At 69.7% G+C, this 23,639-nt stretch carries 22 protein-coding genes, 2 pseudogenes and 1 riboswitch; of the genes and pseudogenes, 12 read left to right on the top strand and 12 right to left on the bottom strand.

What is annotated here, in order from left to right; all coding sequences use genetic code 11:
- Positions 1 to 18 precede the first annotated feature (18 nt).
- The 7 genes from fliL to fliF all read right to left on the bottom strand — a co-directional run bounded on the left by fliL (position 19) and on the right by fliF (position 7,861).
- On the bottom strand, positions 19 to 540 hold the full coding sequence (fliL, locus tag CY652_RS19615) for a flagellar basal body-associated protein FliL (RefSeq protein WP_102132386.1): 522 nt from the start codon (positions 538 to 540) through the stop codon (positions 19 to 21).
- Positions 541 to 843: 303 nt separating this feature from the next.
- Positions 844 to 2,394, bottom strand: a complete 1,551-nt coding sequence (locus CY652_RS19620; RefSeq protein ID WP_146010154.1) for a flagellar hook-length control protein FliK — start codon at positions 2,392 to 2,394, stop codon at positions 844 to 846.
- 22 nt (positions 2,395 to 2,416) lie between these two features.
- On the bottom strand, positions 2,417 to 2,872 hold the full coding sequence (gene fliJ, locus CY652_RS19625) for a flagellar export protein FliJ (RefSeq protein ID WP_102132388.1): 456 nt from the start codon (positions 2,870 to 2,872) through the stop codon (positions 2,417 to 2,419).
- Positions 2,869 to 4,428, bottom strand: a complete 1,560-nt coding sequence (gene fliI, locus CY652_RS19630) for a flagellar protein export ATPase FliI (RefSeq protein ID WP_102132389.1) — start codon at positions 4,426 to 4,428, stop codon at positions 2,869 to 2,871. Before fliI ends, fliJ begins: the two co-directional genes overlap by 4 nt.
- Positions 4,422 to 5,102 (bottom strand): flagellar assembly protein FliH, encoded by a 681-nt coding sequence (gene fliH / locus CY652_RS19635; protein WP_102132390.1) that lies wholly within the window; start codon positions 5,100 to 5,102, stop codon positions 4,422 to 4,424. The genes fliI and fliH overlap by 7 nt, the downstream gene beginning before the upstream one ends.
- A complete protein-coding gene (gene fliG, locus CY652_RS19640) occupies positions 5,095 to 6,090 on the bottom strand; it encodes a flagellar motor switch protein FliG (protein WP_102132391.1) in 996 nt (331 codons plus the stop codon). Before fliG ends, fliH begins: the two co-directional genes overlap by 8 nt.
- The gene (gene fliF, locus CY652_RS19645) at positions 6,080 to 7,861 is read right to left on the bottom strand and encodes a flagellar basal-body MS-ring/collar protein FliF (RefSeq protein ID WP_102132392.1); all 1,782 of its coding nucleotides are present in this window, start codon (positions 7,859 to 7,861) and stop codon (positions 6,080 to 6,082) included. The genes fliG and fliF overlap by 11 nt, the downstream gene beginning before the upstream one ends.
- A 274-nt stretch (positions 7,862 to 8,135) precedes the next feature.
- Between fliF and fliE the strand changes: the two genes are divergently transcribed.
- The 5 genes and pseudogenes from fliE to CY652_RS24935 form a co-directional block, all read left to right on the top strand.
- Positions 8,136 to 8,471, top strand: coding sequence for a flagellar hook-basal body complex protein FliE (gene fliE, locus CY652_RS19650; RefSeq protein WP_102132393.1), 336 nt, complete (start codon positions 8,136 to 8,138; stop codon positions 8,469 to 8,471).
- A gap of 131 nt (positions 8,472 to 8,602) precedes the next feature.
- The gene (gene fliS / locus CY652_RS19655; RefSeq protein WP_102132394.1) at positions 8,603 to 9,040 is read left to right on the top strand and encodes a flagellar export chaperone FliS; all 438 of its coding nucleotides are present in this window, start codon (positions 8,603 to 8,605) and stop codon (positions 9,038 to 9,040) included.
- Entirely contained in the window at positions 9,037 to 9,366 is a 330-nt protein-coding gene (locus CY652_RS19660; RefSeq protein WP_102132395.1) for a flagellar protein FliT, read from the top strand. Before fliS ends, CY652_RS19660 begins: the two co-directional genes overlap by 4 nt.
- 70 nt (positions 9,367 to 9,436) lie before the next feature.
- A complete protein-coding gene (fliK, locus tag CY652_RS19665) occupies positions 9,437 to 11,005 on the top strand; it encodes a flagellar hook-length control protein FliK (RefSeq protein ID WP_102132396.1) in 1,569 nt (522 codons plus the stop codon).
- Positions 11,005 to 11,295, top strand: a pseudogene (locus tag CY652_RS24935) (EscU/YscU/HrcU family type III secretion system export apparatus switch protein); the annotation flags it as partial. The gene fliK and the pseudogene CY652_RS24935, both read left to right, overlap by 1 nt.
- A 334-nt stretch (positions 11,296 to 11,629) precedes the next feature.
- Here CY652_RS24935 and CY652_RS19675 read toward each other — a convergent pair.
- The 5 genes and pseudogenes from CY652_RS19675 to CY652_RS19690 form a co-directional block, all read right to left on the bottom strand.
- A complete protein-coding gene (locus CY652_RS19675) occupies positions 11,630 to 12,085 on the bottom strand; it encodes an HrpB1 family type III secretion system apparatus protein (RefSeq protein WP_102132398.1) in 456 nt (151 codons plus the stop codon).
- Positions 12,086 to 12,334: 249 nt separating this feature from the next.
- Positions 12,335 to 12,592, bottom strand: coding sequence for a hypothetical protein (locus CY652_RS19680; protein ID WP_102132399.1), 258 nt, complete (start codon positions 12,590 to 12,592; stop codon positions 12,335 to 12,337).
- A gap of 294 nt (positions 12,593 to 12,886) precedes the next feature.
- Positions 12,887 to 14,032: an acyl-CoA dehydrogenase family protein gene (locus tag CY652_RS19685; RefSeq protein ID WP_374703681.1), complete on the bottom strand. Its 1,146-nt coding sequence runs from the start codon at positions 14,030 to 14,032 to the stop codon at positions 12,887 to 12,889.
- Positions 14,033 to 14,122: 90 nt separating this feature from the next.
- Positions 14,123 to 14,732 (bottom strand): annotated as a pseudogene (locus tag CY652_RS25150) (hypothetical protein); the annotation flags it as partial.
- Positions 14,674 to 15,699: a LysR family transcriptional regulator gene (locus CY652_RS19690; protein WP_102132453.1), complete on the bottom strand. Its 1,026-nt coding sequence runs from the start codon at positions 15,697 to 15,699 to the stop codon at positions 14,674 to 14,676. The pseudogene CY652_RS25150 and the gene CY652_RS19690, both read right to left, overlap by 59 nt.
- 187 nt (positions 15,700 to 15,886) lie before the next feature.
- Between CY652_RS19690 and CY652_RS19695 the strand changes: the two genes are divergently transcribed.
- The 7 genes from CY652_RS19695 to CY652_RS19725 all read left to right on the top strand — a co-directional run bounded on the left by CY652_RS19695 (position 15,887) and on the right by CY652_RS19725 (position 23,638).
- On the top strand, positions 15,887 to 16,657 hold the full coding sequence (locus tag CY652_RS19695; RefSeq protein WP_102132400.1) for a glycosyltransferase family 2 protein: 771 nt from the start codon (positions 15,887 to 15,889) through the stop codon (positions 16,655 to 16,657).
- A gap of 68 nt (positions 16,658 to 16,725) precedes the next feature.
- A riboswitch (S-adenosyl-L-homocysteine riboswitch) is annotated at positions 16,726 to 16,832 on the top strand.
- Between the two features lie 33 nt (positions 16,833 to 16,865).
- Positions 16,866 to 18,287, top strand: a complete 1,422-nt coding sequence (gene ahcY / locus CY652_RS19700) for an adenosylhomocysteinase (RefSeq protein WP_102132401.1) — start codon at positions 16,866 to 16,868, stop codon at positions 18,285 to 18,287.
- Between the two features lie 152 nt (positions 18,288 to 18,439).
- The gene (locus CY652_RS19705) at positions 18,440 to 18,793 is read left to right on the top strand and encodes a phage holin family protein (RefSeq protein ID WP_102132454.1); all 354 of its coding nucleotides are present in this window, start codon (positions 18,440 to 18,442) and stop codon (positions 18,791 to 18,793) included.
- A gap of 4 nt (positions 18,794 to 18,797) precedes the next feature.
- Positions 18,798 to 19,628, top strand: coding sequence for a methylenetetrahydrofolate reductase [NAD(P)H] (gene metF / locus CY652_RS19710; RefSeq protein ID WP_102132402.1), 831 nt, complete (start codon positions 18,798 to 18,800; stop codon positions 19,626 to 19,628).
- A gap of 281 nt (positions 19,629 to 19,909) precedes the next feature.
- Complete coding sequence (locus tag CY652_RS19715; RefSeq protein ID WP_180970679.1) at positions 19,910 to 21,574, top strand: ABC transporter substrate-binding protein; 1,665 nt, start codon at positions 19,910 to 19,912, stop codon at positions 21,572 to 21,574.
- Positions 21,575 to 21,664: 90 nt separating this feature from the next.
- Complete coding sequence (locus tag CY652_RS19720; RefSeq protein ID WP_102132403.1) at positions 21,665 to 22,675, top strand: ABC transporter permease subunit; 1,011 nt, start codon at positions 21,665 to 21,667, stop codon at positions 22,673 to 22,675.
- Positions 22,676 to 22,723: 48 nt separating this feature from the next.
- On the top strand, positions 22,724 to 23,638 hold the full coding sequence (locus CY652_RS19725; protein ID WP_102132404.1) for an ABC transporter permease subunit: 915 nt from the start codon (positions 22,724 to 22,726) through the stop codon (positions 23,636 to 23,638).
- Position 23,639 lies beyond the last annotated feature (1 nt).

The following is a 23,639-nucleotide window of genomic DNA, read 5'->3' on the forward strand; positions in this document are numbered from 1 at the left end:
GTCATGATGAAGCTCGCTTTACTGCACGACGAAATCGGTGAACAGCACGTCTTCGACGTGTGCGGGCGGCTCGCCGGGTTCGGTCGGCTTCGCGATCAGCACGGCGAGCTCCTTCGCGAGCTCGCGTTTGCCTTCGAGCGGTTCGAGGTCTTCCGGACGCTTGTTCGACAGCGCGAGCAGCAGACGGCTGCGGATCTCGGGCATCTGGTCGGCGAGGCGCTGGCGCGTGGCTTCGCTATCCACCTTCAGCGTGAGACCGATGCGCAGATAGTGCGTGTCGCCGCCGTCGTCGGGTTGCAGGTTCACCGTCATCGGGTCGAGCGGGAAGAACACCGGCGGCGGCGGCTTGGGCACTTCGTGTTTGGCCGTCAGCAGCGACAGCCCGAAGTGGCGCGCCACCGTGAACCAGGTCGCGCCCGCGGCGGCGGCGGCCGCGACGAGCGCGATCAGCACGATCAGGAGGATGCGCTTGAGTTTAGCCCGGCCCGGCTTTTCGGGCTGCTGCTCTTCTGCCTGCGGTGTTGCGGTCGTGGTCGCCATTGTCGGTCAGGAAAGTGCGGGATCGTGCATGGGTGCCGGTAGCTTGCATTGTTCTGGCTTTTGGCTTGCGGCGATGAGGAGAATAGAAGGGGGATTTGCGGCTATCTCGTGGCTTTATTGCGGTGCGGGGGAGGGGGCGGGAAGGCGCGGAAGGCGGCCGCGCCGCGGACCCGGGCTTGCGGGGCTCGCGCGCAAAATGCGGCGGACCGGCCGACAGCACAAGCGGGGCGGCGACGAGGGGGACGCGCCGCCTTTCGCGGCCGCGCACCGACGGCGGGGCCGCCGGTGTCCCGCGCGCCGGGCTCAGGCGAACGTGTCGACGAGGCCGACCGTGCGCCGCACCGGCGCCGTCACGCTGGCCGTCGTGAGATCGGCGTCGGCGTCCTCGTCGGTGCTCGCGCGGCTGCGTCCGCCTTTCTGCTCGCTGTCCTGCTGGCCCGACTGACCCGCGAAACCGTCGCTGACGCTCGCGCTGCCGAGGCCGATGCCGCCGGCCTCCATCGCTTCGCGCAGCTTGGGCAGCGCCGCCTCGACGGCGTCGCGCACCTGCTGGTGCTGCGACACGAAGAGCGCGTGGGCATGGTTGTCGGACACCTGCAGCACGACCTGCAGGGGGCCGAGGTTCTCGGGGTTGAGCGTGAGTTCGGCGCTCTGCTGGCGCGTGCCCGAGAGGAACACGACCTTCTGGCTCAGCGCCTCTTCCCAGTCCGACGTGCCCACCTGGGGCGACAGCGAGGACGCCGCGCCGCTCTGGGCCGAGGCGGTCGGATTCTCGGCCGCTTCGGACTGCTGCAGGGCCGCGGCGGCGGCCTGGGTGGCCTCGAGCGCCGTGCCCTGGCCGGCGGCGCCTGCCTGCGCCGCGCCGCCCTGCACCGCGGTCATCGCCGCGGCCAGCGCGCTGGCCGTGTTCTTGCCCGCCGCGTCGGCGTTCATCGTGCTCATCAGCTCCTTCGAGCTGTCCGCGTTCGCGTTCTTGTCCGCGTTCGCCGATGCGTTCGCGGACTCGTGCTTGTCGCCGTCGCCGTGCGAGGCGCCGTTGTCCGCGAGGTGCTGCGCGTCGTGCGCGTCCGCCGCGCCGGCCGCGGTCGTCGCGCCGCCGTGCAGGATCGCCGCCTGGCGGCGATCGCCGTTGGTGGCCGAGAGCGCGGTTTTCACCGGGTCGCGCGTCGATTTCGCGCTGGCGCTGCTTTCGACCGCGCCGGTAGCATGCGCCGCGTCGGTTCCGGCCGCGCCGGCGTGCGTGCCGCCGCCGGCGGCGAGCTGCTGGGCCTGGATCTGCGCGGCGATCGTCGCCGCCGCGATGCGGGCGGCCTCGGCCTGTTCCCGCTCGGCTTTCGTCGTCTTGTCCTGCTGCGTGGCGTTGCCGTTCTGCGCCGTTTGCTGCGTGCCGCCCTGGGCCGCGTTCGAACCGTCGGCGCCGCTCGCCGTATCCGTGTTCGAGCTCGCCGTGCTGGTCGTCGAGCCCTGCGCGCTGCTGGCGCTGCTGCTCGTCGTGCTGCCGTTCTCCGACGAGGACGACGTCTCGCTGTCCGTCTGCGACTGGGACGAGTTCGACGACGAGGTCGACTGCACGGCCCCGGACTGCTGCGCGGCCGCCGGTTGCGCCGTCTGGGCCGGCGTCGTCTCGGCCGTCTGGACCGGGGCGGGCGCGGGCGCCGGCGGCGTTGGCATGCTCGCCTGCGGCTGGGTGAAGCTCTGCGCGGCCTGGCTCGCCTGCGCGTCGAGGCTTTGCTGGAGCGTCTGCGCGAAGGAGGCGCCTTCCTGGGCCGAATCGGCGTCGGCGTTGCCCTCGAGCGAATTCAGGGCCGAGCCGGCGAGCGAGCTGACGAGAGAGGCAAGGATCGGGAGCGGCATGAGAGAGCCTTTCGGTAACGTCCTACGGTTGTTGCGACGCGCGCAGGCGCGAAATGCGCGCCGCATGTTCGTCGGCGTCGCGCTGTTCGCGGCGTGCTTCGTCGCGGGCCTGCAAGGCATCCTGACGGGCCTGCAGCACTTCGTACGATCCCAGCTTCTGCTTCTGGCGCTGCCATTCGGGCCGGGCCGCGTCGAGCCGCGCGCTCGCCTGGGCGAGCAGGCGGCGCTGCTGTTCGATGGCGGCGTCGAGCGTGTCGATGAACGCCTGGAAATTGCGCACGCTGCCCGCGGCCATGCCGGCGCGCGCGGCGTCGTTGAAGCGCGTGTAATACTCCTCGCGGTACTGGATCAGCGCCTGCAACTGGTTGTCGACGTCGTTGCGCTCGCGCTGGAAGCGGCCGAGCCGCTGCGCGGCCGTGTCGACGTCGCCCTGCGCGAGCTCGATGAGCGTCTTCAACTGGGAGGGGGCGCCGTTCATGTCTTGCCTGCGTCGGCCACGAGGGCGTTGAGCGCGGCGAGGCTCGCGTCGTAGCCGGCGGTCTCGCGAAACCCTTGCTGCAGGAAGGCCTCGATGCGCGGGTAGAGCGCGATGGCGCGGTCGAGCAGCGCGTCGCGCCCGCTCACGTAGGCGCCCACGTTGATGAGGTCGCGGTTGCGCTGGTAGCGCGAGAGCATCTGCTTGAGCACGCGCGCGCGTTCGAGGTGCGCGTTGTTGATCAGCGAGGTCATCGCGCGGCTGATCGACGCCTCGATGTCGATGGCCGGATAGTGGCCGCTTTCGGCGAGCGCGCGAGAGAGCACGATGTGGCCGTCGAGAATGGCGCGCGCGGCGTCGGCGATCGGGTCCTGCTGGTCGTCGCCCTCGGTGAGCACCGTGTAGAACGCCGTGATCGAGCCGCCGCCCGCCGGGCCGTTGCCGGTGCGCTCGACGAGCGCCGGCAGCCGCGCGAACACCGAGGGCGGATAGCCCTTGGTGGCCGGCGGCTCGCCGATCGCGAGCGCGATTTCGCGCTGCGCCATCGCGTAGCGCGTGAGCGAATCCATGAGCAGCAGCACGTGCTTGCCCTGGTCGCGGAAATGTTCGGCGAGCGTCGTCGCGTAGGCCGCGCCCTGCATGCGCAACAGCGGCGAGACGTCGGCCGGCGCGGCCACCACGACCGAGCGCGCGAGGCCGTCCTTGCCGAGAATCTGCTCGATGAATTCCTTCACTTCGCGGCCGCGCTCGCCGATCAGGCCGATCACGATCACCTCGGCGCTCGTCGCGCGCGCCATCGTGCCGAGCAGCACCGACTTGCCCACGCCCGAGCCGGCGAAGAGCCCCATGCGCTGGCCGCGCCCGACAGTGAGCAGCGCGTTGATCGCGCGCACGCCGACGTCGAGCACCTTGTGGATCGGCTCGCGGTTCAGCGGGTTGATCGAGGCGGCCGTGAGCGGCGCCTCGGGCGTTTCGCCGATCGGGCCGAGTCCGTCGAGCGGGCGGCCCGAGGCGTCGAGCACGCGCCCGAGCAGCGCCTCGCCGACGGGCAGGCGCTTCGCGCCCGAGAGCGGATCGGCGATCGGCACGGTTTCGAGCGGATAGACGCGCGCGCCGGGCAGGAGCCCCGCGACTTCGGTGGTCGGCATCAGGAACAGCCGGTCGCCGCCGAAGCCCACCACCTCGGCCTCGGCCATCGACAGCGTGCTGCCCGGCGGCAGTTCGATCATCACTTCGGCGCCGACCGAAAGGCGCAGGCCGACCGCCTCGAGCACGAGCCCGGCCGCGCGCGTCAGGCGCCCGCAGGCGCGCAGCGGCAGCGCGCGGGCGCTCAGCGCGCGCACTTCGCCGAGATAGGCGTTCCAGGCGCTCACGTGAGGATTCGGGGGCGCGGCCGCGTCCTCGCCGCCGGCCTCGGGCCGGGCGGCGCGCGGCGCGTTCTTGCCGTCCGGCTGCGCGTCCTGCGCCGCCGGGCCGAACGACACGCGCGCGATCTCCTGCTCGAGCGGCGTGAGGCCGTCGGTGTGGATCGTGCCGGCGCCGGATGCGGTGTTCACCATGGGATCGTCCTGCCGAGCGCCGCGGCGACGCGCTCCCAGCGCGAGCCGATGGAGGCGTCCACTTCGCCGCTCGCGGCCTGCGCGCGGCAGCCGCCGCGCTCGAGCGACGGATCGGTGCGCACGTTCCAGCCGTGCGCCTGCAATTCTTCCTGCAGATAGGCGTCGACCACGGGCAGGTCGGCCGGGCTCACGACGAGTTGCGGCGAACCGGTCAGCGCCGGCTCCGTGGCCAGCACCTCGCGCGCGACGGCGACGAGCGCGGTCGGATCGTTCTGCACGTGCTGGCGCACGACCTGCTGCGCGATGTCGAGCGCGAGATCGACGAGCGCGTTCGCGACGCCCGCGCGCGCCTCTTCGAGCGCGGCGCCGAAGCTGGCGGTGAGCGCGGCGAGCTGCGCCGCCTGCGCGCGCGCCTCGGCCTGCCCCTGCTCGAAACCCTGGGCGCGGCCCTGGTCGTAGCCGGCCTGGTAGCCGAGCGCCTGTCCGGCGACGTGACCCGAGGCGATGCCCTGCGCATGCGCGGCCTCGCGCAGCCGCTGCAACTCGGCCTCGAACGCGGCTTCCTCGTTCGGGTCGGGCGGAGGCGGCGGCGGCACCGGGTCGAACGAGGCCATCTCCCAGCGCTGGTACGCGGAGTGGGCGTCGCCGTGTCGGGGCGTGGCTTTTTCAGACATAAGCGTCTTCCGCCTTGCCGCCGATCACGATCTGGCCGCTCTCGGCGAGCGTGCGCACCACCTGCAGGATGCGGCGCTGCTCCGTCTCGACTTCCGAGACCCGCACCGGGCCGCGCGCGTCGAGGTCTTCGGCGAGCAGTTCGGCGGCGCGCTGCGACATGTTCGAGAGGAACTTCTGGCGCAGCGCGGGCTGCGCGCCCTTGAGCGAGATGATGAGCGACTCGGACTCGATCTCGCGCAGCAGCAACTGGATCGAGCGGTCCTCGAGGTCGAGCAGGTTCTCGAACACGAACATCTGGTCGATGATCTTCTGCGCGAGTTCGGCGTCGTACTGGCGGACGTTCTCGAGCACCGCCTCCTCGTGCTGGCTCGACATGAAGTTGAGGATTTCGGCCGCCGTGCGCACGCCGCCCATCGGGCTGCGCTTGAGGTTGTCGCTGCCCGAGAGCAGCGCGGTCAGCACGTCGTCGAGCTCGCGCAGCGCGGCCGGCTGGATGCCGTCGAGCGTCGCGATGCGCAGCAGCACGTCGTTGCGCAGCCGCTCGGTGAAGAACGAGACGATTTCCGAGGCCTGGTCGCGGTCGAGGTGAACGAGGATCGTCGCGATGATCTGCGGGTGCTCGTTCTTGATGAGCTCGGCCACGGAGCCCGAGTCCATCCACTTGAGCCCTTCGATGCCGCTCGTGTCGCTGCCCTGCAGGATGCGGTCGATCAGCACGCCGGCCTTGTCCTCGCCGAGCGCGCGCGTGAGCACGTTGCGCACGTAGTCGTCCGAGTCGAGCGAGAGCGCCGTGTGCTGCTCCGCCTCGCGCACGAAATCCTGCAGCACGCCCTGGATCTGTTCGCGCGTGACGTTGCGCAGCCCCGCCATGACGGTGCCGATCTTCTGCACCTCGCGCGGGCCGAGGAAGCGGAAGACCTGCGCCGCCTCCTCCTCGCCGAGCGACATGAGCAGCAGCGCGCTCTTCGTGAGGCCTTCAGTGTTCATCGTTCACCCAGCTTCTGACGACCGTTGCGACGAGCTTCGGATCCTGGCGGGCGATGTTGCGCGCGAATTCCAGATTCCGCTCGAATTTCTGCCGCTCGTTCTCGAAGGCGAGGCGCGCCTTTTCGTCGGCGTTTTCCTCGAGCGCCCCGCCGCCGGGCGGCAGGCCGTCGAGCAGCAGCGGCTCGCTCGGCCCGGCGAGCGCCGTCGCGGCCGGCGGCTCGGGCGGCGGGAACGCGCGGCGCATCGCCGGCTTCACCATGGCGAAGTAGAGGAAGAGGGCCACCGCGCCGATGCCGACCCACGTCGCGACCTGCTTGGCGAGCGCGATGATGTCGGGCTGGCGCCACCACGGCAGGTTCGCCGAGTCGTCCGTGCTGGTCATGAAGGCGCTGTTGACGACGTTTACCGTGTCGCCGCGCTTCGCGTCGTAGCCCATCGCGTCCTTCACGAGCTGCTCGACCTGGGCGAGCTGCTGGGCCGTGAGCGGCTTGTCCGTCACGTGGCCGTGCGCGTCCACGAGATGCTCGTCGTTGACGACCACCGCCACCGAGAGCCGCTTGATGCTGCCGGGCACCTGCAGGTAGTGCCGCACGGTGTGGTTCAGCTCGTAGTTCGTGGTCTGGTCGCGGTGGTCGGACACCGGCACCGGCGGCGCCGAGGCCGGCTGGCCGTTGGGCGCGTTCACGGGCGCGGCCGTCGGCTGCGGCGGCTGGTTCGATAGCGCGCCCGGCACGCCCGAGGCGCCGCCCTGCTGCATGTCCGTCGCGCTGCTGGTCTGCTGGCTGCGGATCGCCTGCTGCTGCTGGTTGCTGTTCGGGTCGTAGGTTTCGGCCGTCTGCTCGAGCTTGGAGAAGTCGAGGTCGGCGCTCACCTGGGCGCGCGCGTTGCCGGCGCCGAACAGCGGCGCGAGGATGTCGTCGATGTGCTGCTGGGTGTCGAGCTCGACCTGGCGCTCGTAGCGCAGTTGCGAGGCGTCGAGGCCGGCGGCGGAGCTGGACTGGGTGAGCAGGTTGCCGTCCTGGTCGACCACCGTCACGTTGGAGACGGGCAGGTCGGGCACGGCCGAGGCGATCAGGTGGGCGATCGCGCTCACCTGGCCTTCGTCGAGCATGCGGCCCGGATACAGGTCGACGAGCACCGACGCCGTCGGCGCCTCCTGGTCGCGCACGAAGACCGAGGGCTTCGGAATGGCGAGATGCACGCGCGCGGACTTGACGGTGTCGATCGACTCGATGGTCTGCTCCAGCTCGCCTTCGAGCGCGCGCTGGTAATTGACCTGCTCGGCGAACTGGCTGATGCCGAACTTCTCGTTGTCCATCAGCTCGAAGCCGACCGAGCCGCTTTTGGGCAGCCCCTGCGAAGCGAGCCGCAGGCGCGTTTCGTTCACCACGTCGGAGGGCACGAGAATGGCGCTGCCGCCTTCGGCGAGACGGTACGGCACGTTGGCCGTCTGCAGCGCGGCGATGATCGCGCCGCCGTCCTGGTCGGCGAGGCCGCTGTAGAGAATCCGGTAGTCGGGCGCGCGCGACCACAGCACGAGGCCGGCCACGACGGCGATGAGCACCGCCACGGCCACGAGGAACGGCAGGCGCGGGTTGCCGCGGATCTGCCGCAGGGACTGCAGGGAGCCGAGCCGCTGGGCGAAGCCGCCCGCGCCCGTGCTGCCGAAATCGTCCGCGGCGCCCTGGCCCGCGCCGGCCGGGGTCGCGCCGGGGGCGGCGAGGCCCATGCGGGCGTCGGGGTTGACCAATGAGTTGGCAGGCGAATCCATGCGTCGGGTTTCTCCGGAATACCTTCTGCGTCCTGTCCTTCCGGCCGTGCGGCCGGGAAACGGGGACTTTCACACGAGCGATTATCCGCAGCGCAACGCAAGCCGATTGCGCGAATAGAACCGGGTTTTCCCCCTAGTTTCGGCGCTGCGGGAAGGGGGGCGCTGCTATGCTCGTTTCCGGTGCCGGTGCGTCCGCGCTCGCCCTTCGTACCCCGTTCTCGGGCGTTGTCCGAAGCCCCGGGCGTTGGCCTGTGTGTCTTTCCGTGGAGCAATCATGACTTTGCCAGTGAACCCGCTTGCCTCGGCACTTTCGCAGATCCAGTCCATGACGGCCGAGGCGGCCGATTCCACCCCGTCGGTTGCCGGCGGCAACGGCGCCGCGACCGCGGGCTCGTTCGCCTCGGCGCTCAAGGCCTCGCTCGACAAGATCAGCGACGACCAGAAGTCGGCGACCAGCGAGGCGCAGGCTTTCGAGCTGGGCTCGCCGAACGTGTCGCTCAACGACGTGATGGTCGACTCGCAGAAGGCCAATCTCGGCTTCGAATTCGGTCTGCAGGTGCGTAACCGGCTCGTGTCGGCCTACACGGACCTCATGCAGATTTCGGTGTGACGACCGGACGGGCCGGCTAAAGCTTCCGGCCCGCTATCCGATAACAAGGTAACAGCCAGGCCCCCGGCGAACCCGTCCGGGGGCAGCGGCGAGCCTATGCCTGTCGACACCCGAACCGAGGAGAACGAGCGATGTATTCCCCTGCACAAGCTGGAGCCAGCGCTTACGCGCGTGTGGGTGTCGAGACGGGGGTCATGGGGGCGAGTCCGTATCAGTTGATCGCGATGCTCTACCAGGGCGCGCGCAAGGCCATCGCGCAGGCGCGCATGCACCTGCAGCAGGGCAACGTCGGGCCGCGCGGCGAAGCGGTGAGCCGCGCGATCCGGATCATCGAAAGCGGGCTGAAAGCCTCGTTGAACATGGAAGTGGGCGGCGAGATCGCCCAGCGGCTCAACGCGCTGTATATCTACATGGCGCGGCGGCTGCTCGAAGCGAACATGAAGCGCGACGAATCCATGCTGATCGAGGTAGACCGGCTGCTTGCGACGCTCGAAGAAGCCTGGCTGGGGATTGGACCCGAAATTGCGCGGGCGGCCGGACAGACGCCTCCCCCTCCTATAACGAGATGAATGCGAAAGCAGACTACTTCGCTCGCTACGAAGCGATTGCTGCAATTTCGGGACAGATGCTACTGGCGGCGCGCGGCGCGCTCTGGTCCGATCTTGCCGGATTGCAGCGAGAGTACCGTCAGCTAGTCGACGCGCTCAGGGAATCCGAGGGCGAAATCCGGCTGAACGAGGAAGAGCGGGCGCGCAAGTACGAGCTGATTCGCCGTATACTGGCCGACGACGCGGCGATCCGCGATCTGGCCAACCCGCGCATGTCGCGACTGTCCGCGCTGTTCGCGGGCCCGATGCCGGTGCGCGTGATGCGGGACCGGTATGGCGCGCGCTGAAGCGGGCGCGCGGCTTCATCTATGACGGCGGGCGCGTAGGCGGTAGCGGCGCGCCGGCCCGGGAGAGCGCATGAGCGGAATCGATTCGGCCTCGGCCATGCTCGTCACGAGCCTCGCCGACAGCCCGATGCCCGTCGGCGCCCAGGGCGGCGCCGGTACGGTGCAGACGGGCGCCTCCGCGCTCGCCACCGGCGCGGCCGACCCGCCGGCCCAGACCGCCTCTCTGCCCCAGGCTTCCACCCAGACCATTCTTTCCGCCGTGGCGCTCGAGCTCGACGCGATCTTGCGCTCGGGCGGCGAGGCGACGCCCGCCGTGGTCGGCACGGTGCCGCTCGTCGCGAATCCCGCCGCATTGGCGGCCGCCGCGCAGGAAGAGGCGGGGCAAGCGGAACAAGCGGGACAGACCGGGCAAGGACAGCAGGCGGCGGGGGCGGCAGATACGGCGAGCGAGCTGGAGAACGCCGCCGTGACGGCGCTGCTCGACGATCTGCTCGCAGCCGACGGCGGCGCGGCCGCCGCGCTCGATGCCGACGTCGCCGCGCTCGTCCCGGACGGTACGGCCGAAGCGTCCGGCTTCGCCGACCTGTCCGGCGCGTCCTCCCAGGCGGCGCAAGCCGCGCAGTCGGCGTCGGCCGCTTCGGGCGGCGCGGTCGCGGCGCTTGCCGCCGCGCTGCAGCAGACCGTGGCCGACAGCGGTCTTTTCTACGAATCCCATCTCGCGCAATGGCTGGCCGGGCAGCTTTCGCTCGCCGACGTGGCCGGCGAGCCGCAGAACCAGCTCGTCGCCGAGGCCGGTCAGTTGCCGTTGCCGCTCGAACTGCTGCTCGAAGAGCAGCCGGCCGTGGACGAGTTGCTCTGGCTCGAGGATTCGTCGTCCGGTTACGGCAGCGGGCAGGCGGCGCAGGGCTCGCAGGCCGCGGGGTCTCCTTCGGCCCAGGCCGCGGCGGCGCGCACGGTGGCGGCCGACATGGAGACCGCGTTCGAGGCGAACGAGATGCTCGACGCGTTCGGCGCGCCCGCCACCTCGGCCCTTCACCTGCTCGACGACGCGTCGGGCGGCGGCGCGGCCGACAGCCAGTCGGCCGCCCAGGCGCAGACGCAGAGCGCCGCGACGATGGCCGGCGCGATGAGCGTGCACGCCGCCGTGATCCCGCTCGTGCGTCAGCAGCTCGATCTGCTCGCGACGGGCGAATTCCGCTGGACCGGCGAGGCCTGGCCCGGCGCGCGGCTCGACTGGACGGTCCAGCAGCCCGACGAGGACGGACGCGGTGGCCATCGCGGCAGCTCGCGCGACGCCCTGCCGTGGCGCACGCGGGTGACGCTGGCGCTGCCCGCGCTCGGCACGGTCGACGCGGAACTGACGCTGACGGGCGCGACGCTCTCGGTGCGCGTCCAGGCGAGCCCCGGCGGCGCGCAGCGCCTCGCCGCGAACAGCGAATCGCTGCGTCATGGGCTCCAGGCCGCGGGCCTGCAATTGACCGGCCTGTCGATTCGCGAGATCGGCGGCGGCGCGCCGGCTCCGGCGGGCGCGAACGCCGAGGCGGCGAAGGCCGTCAGCGCCTACGCGCGTGCGGCGGCCGAACCGGCCGCCGGTAGCCCGCCGGCTTCCTCCGGCGACGATTTCGGAGTGGACATCTGATGAGCCTGACCCATCGCAGGACCGCCGCGGCCCTGTCCTACGACGCGTCGGGCAAGGACTCGGCTCCGCGCGTCGTGGCGAAGGGCTATGGGCTCGTCGCCGAGATGATCGTGCAGCGCGCGAAGGAAGCGGGCCTTTACGTGCACGAGGCGCCCGAGATGGTCTCGCTGCTCATGCAGGTGGACCTCGACTCGCAGATTCCGCCGCTGCTTTATCAGGCCGTGGCGGAGTTGCTCGCATGGCTGCATCGGCTCGAGTCCGGCGCCGCGCAGCCGCGGGGCGGCGCGGGGGCGCACCCCGGCGCGTCCGGCGCTCACAGCCCGCTGCGCAACGGTTTGCCGGGGCCCGGCGGTTTGAGGGCGCAGGGCGCTGCGGTGCCGCCCGCCGCGCCATCCGGGACGCCGCCGGCCGGCCTTGCGTTGCCCGGCTCCCGGGGCACGGCCATTCCCGCTTCCGGAACCGCGCCGGTGGGCCCGGAAGCAGCGGGGCCGGGGCACACGCCGTCGTCCTGACGGTCAAGCCCCGGAGGGGCGCCCAATAAGAAACCGGATCGCGGCAGTCTTGTGCCGGATGCCTGGGCAGGAAGTCCGGGCGGACAGAAGGTTCTCCCGCCGCCTGCCGTTCTCAAATCGCGGCTTGATTGAGGGACTGCGCAATCCCGGTACACAGTGCGCTGAGCTTTTCGTCTGCCGACAAGGTTCCTGGCAACTGCGGCAATTTCAGGAAACGGCTCACGACCGTCATGGCCACCGGGTTCGGCGTGGCCAGCAGCGTCGATACATGAATACGCCACTCGGGGTCGCGCAGGTGGTGCAGGCACCAGGCCTGAAGCGCGGAACAGAGCGCCGACGGCCCCTTGTCGGCTTCGATCTGCCGCAGCAAATGCAGTGCGCCCACCCAGTCCTGGCGGCGGATCAGCAACTGTGCCTCATAAAAGTCGAGCTGGACGAGGCTCGGGCGCAATACGCGCAATGCCTCCAGCAGATCTTCTGCCTCCGATTGCGCCCCGTTTGCCAGCGAACGCGAGAGGAGCCGGACCAGCACCTGTACGATGTTTTCGTCGCATTGGGTGTACCACATGGTAGGTTGCCCGTGATGTACCGCGTTTGAAATGTCCTGCTTCCATCATCCCTGAGCGGTGAGTGCGTGCTGCATTCACCTGGCTGCGCTGCGGCCATCGTCGCTGGACAGGCCCTTCCGGAATGACTCGAAGCCAGCGGGAGCGTTTGGGCGCACTGCGTCGTCGAGCCCATGCTGCTCGTGGGACCGCCGTCGCCCTATTGTTGGAGCGCCGCGAATTGCTCCGCCGCTTCGCGCCGCTTCCGGGTTCTACGCCGGTTTGATGCTGCTGATGTTGTCCAGGCCCGAGAACCCCTGCGGGAACGGCGAGGCCGTCGGGTCGCTCGCCGAGCTGGCGCTTTGCATGGCAGCCTCTGCGCTTTCCTGGCTTTCGGCCGCTTGCATCGCGGCAAGCATTGCCTGGATTTCGTCGCTGTCGTCCGACGACGAACTGCCCGTTTTCGGCGGCTCGCTCGTGACGTGCGGCGTATGGCTGCCAGCATTGACGTTGATATTTTCGATCGCCATGGCGAAACCTCTGGTAGGGACAACGGTTCAATTGAGTGACGTTGGTTACTTTAGCGATTGATACGGCGGGCACCGGCGAAAATCCGAAGCAGCGAGCCGAATTGCGAAACAGCCCGTTTCCGGGCCGAAGCCCCGGGGCGTGCGCACACGGCGCACACGGCGCACACGGACGGGCGGTGCCGCGCGCCGCCGGGTCGTGTCGGGCGAGGCCGCAAGAATTCGCGTGAGAGGTCATGCCGGACGAGGCAAGGCTGGCCGATCCCGTCGGACGCTGTCGCGCAGCCCCCCGCCCCATCAGGCCGCGAATGCGCGCGCGACGAGCGCCGCGTGGTCGAACGTCGCCGGCAGCGTGCCGAAAACGCGCCCGCCATCGCCCTCGCGCGCGTCGAGCCGCGTCGCGACGAACGCGTCGGCCACGGCGGCGGGCGCGCCGCGCAGCAGCAGCGCGGCTTGCGCGATCAGCACGAGCTGCTGCGCGATGCGCCGCGCCGACTGCTCGCGCGTACCGGCCGCGCCGTTGAGCGTTGCCGCCAGCCGGTCGAGCGCGGCCGCCAGCGCCGGATGGCCGCGCGCCTCGGCGCGCCAGGCGAGAAAGAGCGCCTGCGCCGCGTCGGCCTCGCGTTCGAGCGCGCGCAGCACGTCGAGACACATCACGTTGCCAGAGCCTTCCCAGATCGAGTTGACCGGCGCCTCGCGGTAGAAGCGCGCCATCGGCCCCTCCTCGACGTAGCCGTTGCCGCCCCAGACCTCCATCGCCTCGCCCGTAAACGCGAGCGCGCGCTTGCAGATCCAGAACTTCGCGGCCGGCGTCACGATGCGTCGCCAGGCGCGGTCGAGCGGCGTGTCGGCGTCTTCCTCGAATGCGTGTGCAAGCCGCATGAACAGCGTCGTCGCCGCCTCCGATTCGATCGCGAGGTCGGCGAGCACGTTGCGCATCAGCGGCTGAGCGACGAGCGGCGCGCCGAACGCATGGCGGTGGCGCGCGTGGTGGACGGCCTGCACGAGCGCCGCGCGCATCAGCGCGGCGCTGCCGATCACGCAGTCGAGCCGCGTGTAGTTGGCCATTTCGAGGATGGCGGGCAGGCCGCGGCCTTCGTCGCCGACCATCGTGCCGAACGCGTTCAGGAACTCGACCTCGCCGCTGGCGTTCGAGCGGTTGCCGAGCTTGTCCTTCAGGCGCTGCACGTGCACGGCGTTCTTCGCGCCGTCGGGCGAGAAGCGCGGCACGAAGAAGCACGAGAGCCCTTCGGCGCCGGCCGTGCGCGCGAGCACGAGGTGGGCGTCGCACTGCGGCGCGGAGAAGAACCACTTGTGGCCGACGAGCCGGTAGGCGCCGCCACGGCCTTCGCCTGCGCCCGCGTCGAGCGGGTGCGCTTCGGTGCGGTTGCTGCGCACGTCCGAGCCGCCCTGCTTCTCGGTCATGCCCATGCCGATCAGCATCGAGGTCTTCTGCGCGTAGGGCAGATCGCGCGGATCGTGGTCGCGCGCGTAGAGCCGCTCGCGCAGCGTCTCGAAGAGCGCGGGCTCGCGCCGCAGCACCGGGATGCTCGCGAAGGTCATCGTGAGCGGGCAGAGCGAGCCCGATTCGAGCTGCGCGTGCAGGAAGTAGCCGGCGCAGCGCGCGGCCATCGCGCCGCGGCGCTTCGAACGGCAGTGCCTGCAGCCCCCCGGCGCGCAGCATCGCGAGCAGCCGGTGCCAGGCGGGGTGGAATTCGAGCGCGTCGATGCGCTCGCCGCGCGGGTTGTGCGTGACGAGCGCCGGCGGATGCCGGTTCGCGAGGTCGGCGAGCGCGAGCGTTTCGGGCGAAGCGAGCGCGGCGCCGTCGCGCGCGAGGGCATCGCGATGCCAGCCGGCGCCCGCGCGCTCGACGGCGGCGACGAGCGCGACGTCGCTCGTGAACAGGTTGTAGTCCGCGAGCGGCGGCGCTTGGTTGGTCACGGTGTGAGTCGGGCCGGGGCCGAACAACGGTTCCATGCTGGTCTCCTGCGGGAGGGGCGTTTCGTCCGTACGCAGCGTCCGCGATGCGGGCGACGGTGCGCGGGCGGCGGACGTTTCGCGGTCGCGCCGGCCGTGCGTTTCGTCATCGAAGCCCCGCGGAGGCCCGGGGCGGATGGCTGTCCTGATGAGGCGAGACGGCATCGGCCGGCGCCGGCTGGGTTGTTTGAGGTGTTTGAGGCGCTTGCACCGACCCGCTCGCGGGAACCGCCGCGCCGACGAAGTCGTCGGCGGCCGGCGGCGTTTCGCGCGCCACGGCCAGCCAGGCGCGGGCGGCGTGCGAGAGGTAGCCGTCGCGCCGCCAGCCGATCGCCATCTCGCAATGGATCGACGGCGCCGCGACCGGCACGCAGGTGAAGCGCGCCGGGTCGAGCCGGCGGCAATACGTGGCGGGCAAAAGCGCGATGCCGATGCCGGCCAGCACGAGCGCGGCGATGAAGTCCCAGTGGCCGCTGCGCCCGGCGATGGCCGGCGCGAAACCCGCCTCGCGGCAGGCGTCGAGCACCACGTCGTTGAGCGCGAGGCTTTCGCCGTAGAACACGAACGGCTCGGCCGCGAGGTCGCGCAGCGGCACCTCGCGCAGGCCGTCCCAGCGCGCGCCGCGGCGCGCGACGAGCCAGAGCAGCTCGTGCGAGACCGGCAGCACGTCGAGTTGCCCGGCGTCGACGGGCAGCAGGACGCCGCCCACCTCCAGCTCGCCCGCGATCAGCGCCGCCTCGATGGCGCGCGCGCCTTCCTCGATGAGCTTCAGTTCGACCTTCGGGTAGCGGCGCCGGAACTCGGCGATGGCCGGCGTGAAGAGCACGCCGCCCATCGGCGGGATGCCGATGGTCAGCTCGCCGCGCACGAGCGTGCCGAGCTCGTCCAGCTCCGCCTGCAGCCGCGCCTGCGCGGCGAGCACGTCCTGGCCGCGCGCGTAGACGATCCGGCCGGCGTCGGTGAGCGTCATCTGGCGGCCGTCGCGCAGCAGCAGCGGCGAACCGACCTCGTCCTCGAGCGCCTTCACCATCTTGCTGATGGTGGGCTGGGTGACGAACAGCCGCTCGGCGGCGACGGTGAAGCTTTGCTGCCGGACGACCTCGACGAAATAGCGAAGGGCGCGCAGTTCCACGGTGCCGGGCTCCATCGTGCCGGTTCGGAATGCGCACGATGTTATCAAGTCAATTCGTTTATGTCGCGGCGTGGCGCGACGAGGGGATTGCCGGATCGGTTTGTGGCGTATCAAACTGGCCCCGCCGCGCACCGACTATCGTGCCCGGTTTTCCTTCCCGTTCCCGAGGCTTTCCCGCCCAACGCCCATGCTGCCCATTTCGATCGTCATTCCCTGCTACAACGGCGCGGCCACGCTCGAGCGCGCGCTCGACAGCGGCCTCGCGCAACCCGAGGCCGCGCAGATCGTCGTCGTGGACGACGGCTCGGCCGACCGCTCGGCCGACATCGTCGCGCGCTACGCGCGGCAGGACCGCCGCGTGCGGCCGCTCGCGATGCCCGGGAACGGCGGCGCGGCGGCCGCGCGCAACTGGGGAGCGATGCACGCGACGCAGCCGGTGCTCGCGTTTCTCGACGCCGACGACGAGTACCTGCCCGGCGCGCTCGCCGCCGCGAGCGCGTTTCTCGAACGCCGTCCGCTCGAGGCCGCGGTGCGCCTCGACGTCGAGTTCGCGGGCTTTCCGGCCGAGATCGTCGCGCATCCCGCTTTCGGGGAGCACGCGGCGACGCTGAGCAACACGGTGCCGAGCAGCCTCGTCATCCGGCGCCCGGTCTTCGCCACGCTCGGCGGCTTTCCGATGGACGACTTCTTCCGCCGTCACGGCGGCGAGGACGGCGCGCTCTCGTGGGCGCTGCGCGACGCGTTCGGCGTCTCGCGCCTCGTCGACGCGAAGCGCGTGCGCATGCACTATCACCCGCGCGTGCATGCCGAGCACTATTTCCGGGTCCAGATGGGGATGGTGCCGCCCGACGCCGGCACGATGGACACGGCCGTGCGGCTCTCGCAGCGGTTTCTCGACACGGCGCTCGCGAGCGTCGCCCAGTTGCGCGCGCTGCGCACGGCGGCTCCGCCGGGGTAGCGCGGGTCGGCGCGCGGCCGTCACCCGCCCGCCACCCGCCGCAAGCCGATTTGCTACAATCACGCCTCGTCTTCGAGGAGCGTTGCGACGGGCCGCGGTTTCGCGTTGGCCCGCCAGGCTCGAAAGACGTTCAATCCGGTTCACCGCAACCGTATCGAAACGGCGCTCACGTCTTTAATTTCTAGTCACTTTTAGAAAGGAGGGCGTGATGAACGCCGCAGTCCAGGATTCCAAAGCTTCGCAGGATTTCGTCGTCGCCGACCTGGCGCTCGCCTCGTGGGGCCGTAAGGAACTCAACATCGCCGAGACCGAAATGCCCGGTCTCGTGCAGATTCGCGACGAATACAAGGCGCAGCAGCCGCTCAAGGGCGCGCGCGTCGCGGGCTCGCTGCACATGACGATCCAGACCGGCGTGCTGATCGAGACGCTCAAGGCGCTCGGCGCCGACGTGCGCTGGGCCTCGTGCAACATCTTCTCGACCCAGGATCACGCGGCCGCCGCGATCGCGCAGGGCGGCACGCCCGTGTTCGCGTTCAAGGGCGAATCGCTCGACGAATACTGGGAATTCACGCACCGCATCTTCGAATGGCCGAACGGCGAGTTCGCCAACATGATCCTCGACGACGGCGGCGACGCGACGCTGCTCCTGATCCTCGGCTCGAAGGCCGAGAAGGACCGCTCGGTGATCGGCAAGCCGACCAACGAGGAAGAAGTGGCGCTCTACAAGGCCATCGCGCAGCATCTCGACGCCGACCCGACCTGGTACTCGAAGCGCCTCGCGCACATCCAGGGCGTAACCGAGGAAACGACGACCGGCGTGCACCGCCTGTACCAGATGGAGAAGGAAGGCCGTCTGCCGTTCCCGGCGATCAACGTGAACGACTCGGTCACGAAGTCGAAGTTCGACAACCTGTACGGCTGCCGCGAGTCGCTCGTCGACGGCATCAAGCGCGCGACCGACGTGATGATCGCGGGCAAGATTGCCGTGGTCGCCGGCTACGGCGACGTGGGCAAGGGCTGCGCGCAGTCGCTGCGCGGCCTCGGCGCGACCGTGTGGGTCACGGAAATCGACCCGATCTGCGCGCTGCAGGCGGCGATGGAAGGCTACCGCGTCGTGACGATGGAATACGCGGCCGACAAGGCCGACATCTTCGTGACGGCGACGGGCAACTTCCACGTCATCGGCCACGACCACATGAAGGCGATGCGCCACAACGCGATCGTCTGCAACATCGGCCACTTCGATTCGGAAATCGACGTCGCCTCGACGCGCCAGTACCAGTGGGAAAACATCAAGCCGCAGGTCGACCACATCATCTTCCCGGACGGCAAGCGCGTGATCCTGCTGGCCGAAGGCCGACTCGTGAACCTCGGCTGCGCGACGGGCCATCCGTCGTTCGTGATGTCGAACTCGTTCACGAACCAGACGCTCGCGCAGATCGAGCTGTTCACGCGCGGCGGCCAGTACGAAAACAAGGTCTACGTGCTGCCCAAGCATCTCGACGAGAAGGTGGCGCGCCTGCACCTCGCGCGCATCGGCGCCGAGCTGACCGTGCTGTCGGACGACCAGGCCGGCTACATCGGCGTGGACAAGAGCGGTCCGTACAAGCCGAACCACTACCGCTACTAAGCTCGGAATAAGCCGCCGGAAAGGCGGGCCCGCGCGCCGCGCACGCTGCTTGCTGTAACGGTCGCGCCCTGCGGGGCGCGGGCCTGCGAATGACGGACCCGGGCGGCGCGGGCTTTTTTCGTTTCAGGCTGACCGACCAAGGAGAGTTCTTCATGACCGTGCTGCTGACCTGGCTGATCAATGCGCTCGCGCTGCTCATCATCACCTGGCTCGTGCCGTCCATCCACATCCGGAGTTTCGGCACGGCGCTCATCGTCGCGGTCGTGCTCGGCCTCATCAACGCGGTGCTGCGGCCCGTGCTGATCCTGCTTACGCTGCCCGTCACGATCCTCACGCTCGGTCTCTTCATCCTCGTCGTCAACGCGCTGTGCTTCTGGCTCGCCGCGTCGCTGCTCAAGGGCTTCGAGGTGTCCGGGTTCTGGTCGGCCTTCTTCGGCTCCATTCTGTACAGCATCATTTCGTGGCTGCTGTCCGCGCTGATCTTCGGCAATCGCAATCTCGTCTGATTCCATGAAACCGCTTGAACTTTCGTTCGAATTCTTTCCGCCGAAGACCCAGGACGGCGTCGACAGGCTGCGCGCCACGCGCACCCAGCTCGCCCGCTTCAAGCCGAAGTTCGTCTCCGTGACGTTCGGCGCGGGCGGCTCGACGCAGCAGGGCACGCTCGACACCGTCGTCGACATCGCGCGCGAGGGCATCGAGGCGGCGCCGCATCTGTCGTGCATCGGCTCCTCGAAGGAGAGCCTGCGCGAGATCCTCGGCGAGTACCGCTCGCACGGCATCCGCCACATCGTCGCGCTGCGCGGCGACCTGCCCTCCGGCATGGGCGAGGTCGGCGAGCTGCGCTACGCGTCGGAGCTCGTGCGCTTCATCCGCGAGGAGACCGGCGACACGTTCCATGTCGAGGTGGCGGCCTACCCCGAATACCATCCGCAGGCGCGCTCGCCCAGGCACGACCTGGAGGCGTTCGCGCAGAAGGTGAAGGCCGGCGCGAACTCGGCGATCACGCAGTATTTCTTCAACGCGGACGCCTATTTCCGCTTCGTCGACGACGCGCGCAAGCTCGGCGTCGACGTGCCGATCGTGCCGGGCATCATGCCGATCACGAACTTCTCGCAGTTGATGCGCTTCTCCGAGATGTGCGGCGCGGAAGTGCCGCGCTGGGTCGCGAAGCGGCTCGAGAGCTTCGGCGACGACCGCGAGTCGATCCGCGCGTTCGGCCTCGACGTGGTGACGGACCTGTGCCGGCGGCTCGTCGAGGCGGGCGTGCCGGGGCTGCACTTCTACACGCTCAACGGCGCGGGCGCGACGGCCGCGATCTGCGAGCGGCTCGGCGCGTAGCGGGTCGTAAAGCGGGTACGTAACGAGCGCGGAACGGGCACATAACGCAAGCACATAACGGGCAAGCAACGAATGGGCACGCGACGCCGCGAAAGCCGCAGCGGCCGACAACGCCGGCGCGTCTCATCCTCCGTTCCGGCAGACGAGGACCCCTGCCGCATCGCCCTGCGCGTGCCGCCGCGCGCAGGGCGATGCGCTTTTTGGTGCGCTTGTGACGCGTTATCGGGCTCAAGTAATATCGGCCCTACGCTGGCGCAGGCCGGCACCGAATGGGAGAAAGCATGAAGCTGGAGAGACTGCGGCCGCCGCGCGTCGTGCCATTCGCACCGATCGCGCGCATTGCACGAATCGTCACGATCGCCGCGTTCGCGGCGGCCGCGATGACGGCCGCTTCCCTCGCGCAGGCCGCGGGCATTCCCAATCGCACGCTCGTCTACTGTTCCGAAGGCAGCCCGTCGGGCTTCGATCCGGCACAGTACACGACGGGCGTCGACTTCACCGCGAACACGTTCACGGTCTACAACCGTCTCGTCGAGTTCGAGCGCGGCGGCACCCGCGTCGAGCCGGGCCTCGCGCAGTCTTGGGACGTGTCGCCGGACGGCAGGACCTGGACGTTCCATCTGCGCCACGGCGTGAAGTTTCAGACCACCGCGTACTTCAAGCCGACGCGCGAGTTCGACGCCGACGACGTGGTGTTCACGTTCGAGCGCATGCTCGATCCGAACCTGCCGTTCAACAAGGCCTACCCGGTGCAGTTTCCGTACTTCACCGACATGGGCCTCGACAAGCTCATCGCGAAGGTCGAGAAGGTCGATCCGTATACGGTGCGCTTCACGCTCAACGCGGTGAATGCGCCGTTCATCCAGAACCTCGCGATGGAGTACGCGTCGATTCTCTCGGCCGAGTACGCGGACCGGCTGCTCAAGGCGGGCCGCGCGGCTGACATCAACCAGTACCCGGTCGGCACGGGTCCGTTCGTTTTCCGCAGCTACACGAAGGACGCGACGATCCGCTTCGACGGCAACCCCGACTACTGGAAGCCCGGCGCCGTGAAGCTCTCGCGGCTCATCTTCTCGATCACGCCCGATGCGAGCGTGCGCGCGCAGAAGCTCAGGCGCGACGAGTGCCAGGTGATGAGCTATCCGAGTCCCGCCGACATCGCGACGCTCAAGGCCGACCCGAACATCGCGATGCCGTCGCAGCCGGGCTTCAACCTCGGGTATCTCTCGTACAACGTCCAGCACAAGCCGCTCGACCGGGTCGAGGTGCGCCAGGCGCTCGACATGGCGATCGACAAGCAGGCGCTCATCGCGTCGGTCTACCAGGGCGCGGGCCAGCTCGCCACCGGCCCGATGCCGCCCGCGCAGTGGTCCTACGACAAGAACCTGAAAGGCAACGCCTACGATCCCGCGAAAGCCCGCGCGCTGCTCGCGAAGGCGGGCTTGCCGAACGGCTTCGACGTCACGCTCTGGGCGATGCCCGTGCAGCGCCCGTACAACCCGAACGCGCGCCTCATGGCCGAGATGATCCAGGCGGACTGGGCCAAAATCGGCGTGCGGGCGAAGATCGTCACCTACGAGTGGGGCGAGTACATCAAGCGGGCGCGCGCGGGCGAGGACGACACCATGCTGATCGGCTGGACCGGCGACAACGGCGACCCGGACAACTGGCTCGGCACGCTGCTCGGCTGCGAGGCGGCGAACGGCAACAACGACGGCAAGTGGTGCTACGCGCCGTTCGACGCGCTGATCGACAAGGCGCGCGAAACCACCGACGTCGCGCAGCGCACGAAAGACTACACCGAGGCGCAGCAGATCTTCGCGCAGCAACTGCCGTTCTCGCCGATCGCGAATTCGCTCGTGTACCAGCCGGCGAGCCGTAAGGTAACCGACCTGCGCATCGAGCCGCTCGGCTATGTGCGTTTCGACGGCGTCGGGTTACAGTAGGCGGCGGCCCGCGCTCCGGTCGCCGGCCGCATGTCGTTTTAGTTTGGGTTCTGGTTTCAGTTTCATTGCGGTTTTCCGGGGGAACCGTCCATGCTCCGCTTCGTATTGCGCCGTGTCGGCATGGTGATACCCACGTTCGTCGGCATCACCGTGCTCGCCTTCGCGCTGATCCACCTGATTCCGGGCGACCCGATCGAGGTGATGATGGGCGAGCGCGGCGTCGATCCGCAGATGCACGCCGAGGCCATGCACCGCCTCGGGCTCGACCGGCCGCTGCCGGTCCAGTATCTGCACTACCTCGGCCAGGTGCTGCACGGCGACCTCGGCACCTCGATCGTCACGAACACGAGCGTCGCGAGCGAGTTCTTCGCGCGCTTTCCGGCCACGCTCGAGCTGTCGATCTGCGCGATGCTGTTCGCGCTCGTCGTCGGCCTGCCCGCGGGCGTGCTCGCCGCGCTCAGGCGCGGCACGCTGCTCGACCACGGCGTGATGGGCACGGCGCTCGCGGGCTACTCGATGCCGATCTTCTGGTGGGGGCTCATCCTCATCATGGTGTTCTCGACGAACCTCGGCTGGACGCCCGTCTCGGGCCGCATTTCGGTCGAGTTCGACGTGCCCCACGTGACGGGCTTCATGCTGGTCGACTCGCTGCTCGACCCCGAGGAGGGCGCGTTCCGCTCGGCCCTGAGCCATCTGATCCTGCCCGCCATCGTGCTCGGTACGATTCCGCTCGCCGTGGTCGCGCGCATGACGCGTTCGTCGATGCTCGAAGTGCTGCGCGAGGACTACATCCGCACCGCGCGCGCGAAGGGGCTCTCGCCCGCGCGCGTGGTCGTCGTGCACGCGCTGCGCAACGCGCTGATTCCCGTCGTGACCGTGATCGGCCTGCAGGTCGGCACGCTGCTTGCGGGCGCGGTGCTGACCGAGACGCTGTTTTCGTGGCCCGGCGTCGGCAAGTGGCTCATCGACGCCATCGGCCGGCGCGACTATCCGGTCGTGCAGGGCGGCATCCTGCTCATCGCGACGCTCGTGATTCTCGTGAACCTCTGCGTCGATCTGCTCTACGGCGTGCTGAACCCGCGCATCCGCCACACGAGGTAAGTCCATGCACCGATTTTTCCGTTCGCGCCCGCCGCGCGGGGAGGCTTGATGGCCGAACTCCAGCCATCGGCGGGCGTCGCCGCGCCGCGCGGCGGCCGCGCGCTCGCGGCGCGCGAGTTCTGGACGAACTTCTCGCGCAATCGCGGCGCACTCGCGGCCGGCATCGTCGTCGTGCTGATCGCCGCGCTCGCCGTCTTCGCGCCGCTCGTCGCGCCGCACAGCCCCATCGAGCAGTACCGCGACTACGTGAAGATTCCGCCGGCCTGGCTCGACGGCGGCAACCGCCAGTTCCTGCTCGGCACCGACGAGGCCGGCCGCGACATCCTCTCGCGACTCATCTACGGCGCGCGGCTCTCGCTGTGGATCGGCTGCGTCTCGGTCGGGCTCGCGCTCGTGCCGGGCATCGTGCTCGGCCTCGTCGCCGCGTTCTTCGAGAGGTGGGCCGACACGCCGATCATGCGGCTCATGGACGTGCTGCTCGCGCTGCCCTCGCTGCTGCTCGCGGTCGCCGTCGTCGCGATCATCGGGCCGGGCCTGACCAACACGATGCTCGCCATCGCCATCGTCGCGCTGCCGGGCTACGTGCGCCTCGCGCGCGGCTCGGCGCTCGGCGAGCTCAACAAGGAATACGTGACGGCCTCGCGCGTGGCCGGCGCGGGCACGCTGCGGCTCATGTTCTCGCAGGTGCTGCCCAACTGCGCGGCGCCCCTCATCGTGCAGGCGACGCTTGGCTTCTCCTCGGCGATCCTCGACGCGGCCGCGCTCGGCTTTCTCGGCCTCGGCGTGCAGCCGCCCGACGCCGAGTGGGGGGCGATGCTCGCCTCGGCGCGCGACTACATCGACAGCGCCTGGTGGATCGTGACGATGCCGGGCCTCTCCATCCTGATCTCGGTGCTCGCGATCAACCTGCTCGGCGACGGGCTGCGCGACGCGCTCGACCCCCGACTGAAGCGGACGGCCTGAC

Source organism: Burkholderia sp. WAC0059, assembly GCF_002870125.1.
GTDB lineage: Bacteria > Pseudomonadota > Gammaproteobacteria > Burkholderiales > Burkholderiaceae > Paraburkholderia.

Coding starts and splice junctions, on each gene's coding strand:
- fliL (WP_102132386.1), bottom strand. CDS start 540: ATGGCGACCACGACCGCAACACCGCAGGCAGAAGAGCAGCAGCCCGAA.
- CY652_RS19620 (WP_146010154.1), bottom strand. CDS start 2,394: ATGCCGCTCCCGATCCTTGCCTCTCTCGTCAGCTCGCTCGCCGGCTCG.
- fliJ (WP_102132388.1), bottom strand. CDS start 2,872: ATGAACGGCGCCCCCTCCCAGTTGAAGACGCTCATCGAGCTCGCGCAG.
- fliI (WP_102132389.1), bottom strand. CDS start 4,428: ATGGTGAACACCGCATCCGGCGCCGGCACGATCCACACCGACGGCCTC.
- fliH (WP_102132390.1), bottom strand. CDS start 5,102: ATGTCTGAAAAAGCCACGCCCCGACACGGCGACGCCCACTCCGCGTAC.
- fliG (WP_102132391.1), bottom strand. CDS start 6,090: ATGAACACTGAAGGCCTCACGAAGAGCGCGCTGCTGCTCATGTCGCTC.
- fliF (WP_102132392.1), bottom strand. CDS start 7,861: ATGGATTCGCCTGCCAACTCATTGGTCAACCCCGACGCCCGCATGGGC.
- fliE (WP_102132393.1), top strand. CDS start 8,136: ATGACTTTGCCAGTGAACCCGCTTGCCTCGGCACTTTCGCAGATCCAG.
- fliS (WP_102132394.1), top strand. CDS start 8,603: ATGTATTCCCCTGCACAAGCTGGAGCCAGCGCTTACGCGCGTGTGGGT.
- CY652_RS19660 (WP_102132395.1), top strand. CDS start 9,037: ATGAATGCGAAAGCAGACTACTTCGCTCGCTACGAAGCGATTGCTGCA.
- fliK (WP_102132396.1), top strand. CDS start 9,437: ATGAGCGGAATCGATTCGGCCTCGGCCATGCTCGTCACGAGCCTCGCC.
- CY652_RS19675 (WP_102132398.1), bottom strand. CDS start 12,085: ATGTGGTACACCCAATGCGACGAAAACATCGTACAGGTGCTGGTCCGG.
- CY652_RS19680 (WP_102132399.1), bottom strand. CDS start 12,592: ATGGCGATCGAAAATATCAACGTCAATGCTGGCAGCCATACGCCGCAC.
- CY652_RS19685 (WP_374703681.1), bottom strand. CDS start 14,032: ATGCTGATCGGCATGGGCATGACCGAGAAGCAGGGCGGCTCGGACGTG.
- CY652_RS19695 (WP_102132400.1), top strand. CDS start 15,887: ATGCTGCCCATTTCGATCGTCATTCCCTGCTACAACGGCGCGGCCACG.
- ahcY (WP_102132401.1), top strand. CDS start 16,866: ATGAACGCCGCAGTCCAGGATTCCAAAGCTTCGCAGGATTTCGTCGTC.
- CY652_RS19705 (WP_102132454.1), top strand. CDS start 18,440: ATGACCGTGCTGCTGACCTGGCTGATCAATGCGCTCGCGCTGCTCATC.
- metF (WP_102132402.1), top strand. CDS start 18,798: ATGAAACCGCTTGAACTTTCGTTCGAATTCTTTCCGCCGAAGACCCAG.
- CY652_RS19715 (WP_180970679.1), top strand. CDS start 19,910: ATGAAGCTGGAGAGACTGCGGCCGCCGCGCGTCGTGCCATTCGCACCG.
- CY652_RS19720 (WP_102132403.1), top strand. CDS start 21,665: ATGCTCCGCTTCGTATTGCGCCGTGTCGGCATGGTGATACCCACGTTC.
- CY652_RS19725 (WP_102132404.1), top strand. CDS start 22,724: ATGGCCGAACTCCAGCCATCGGCGGGCGTCGCCGCGCCGCGCGGCGGC.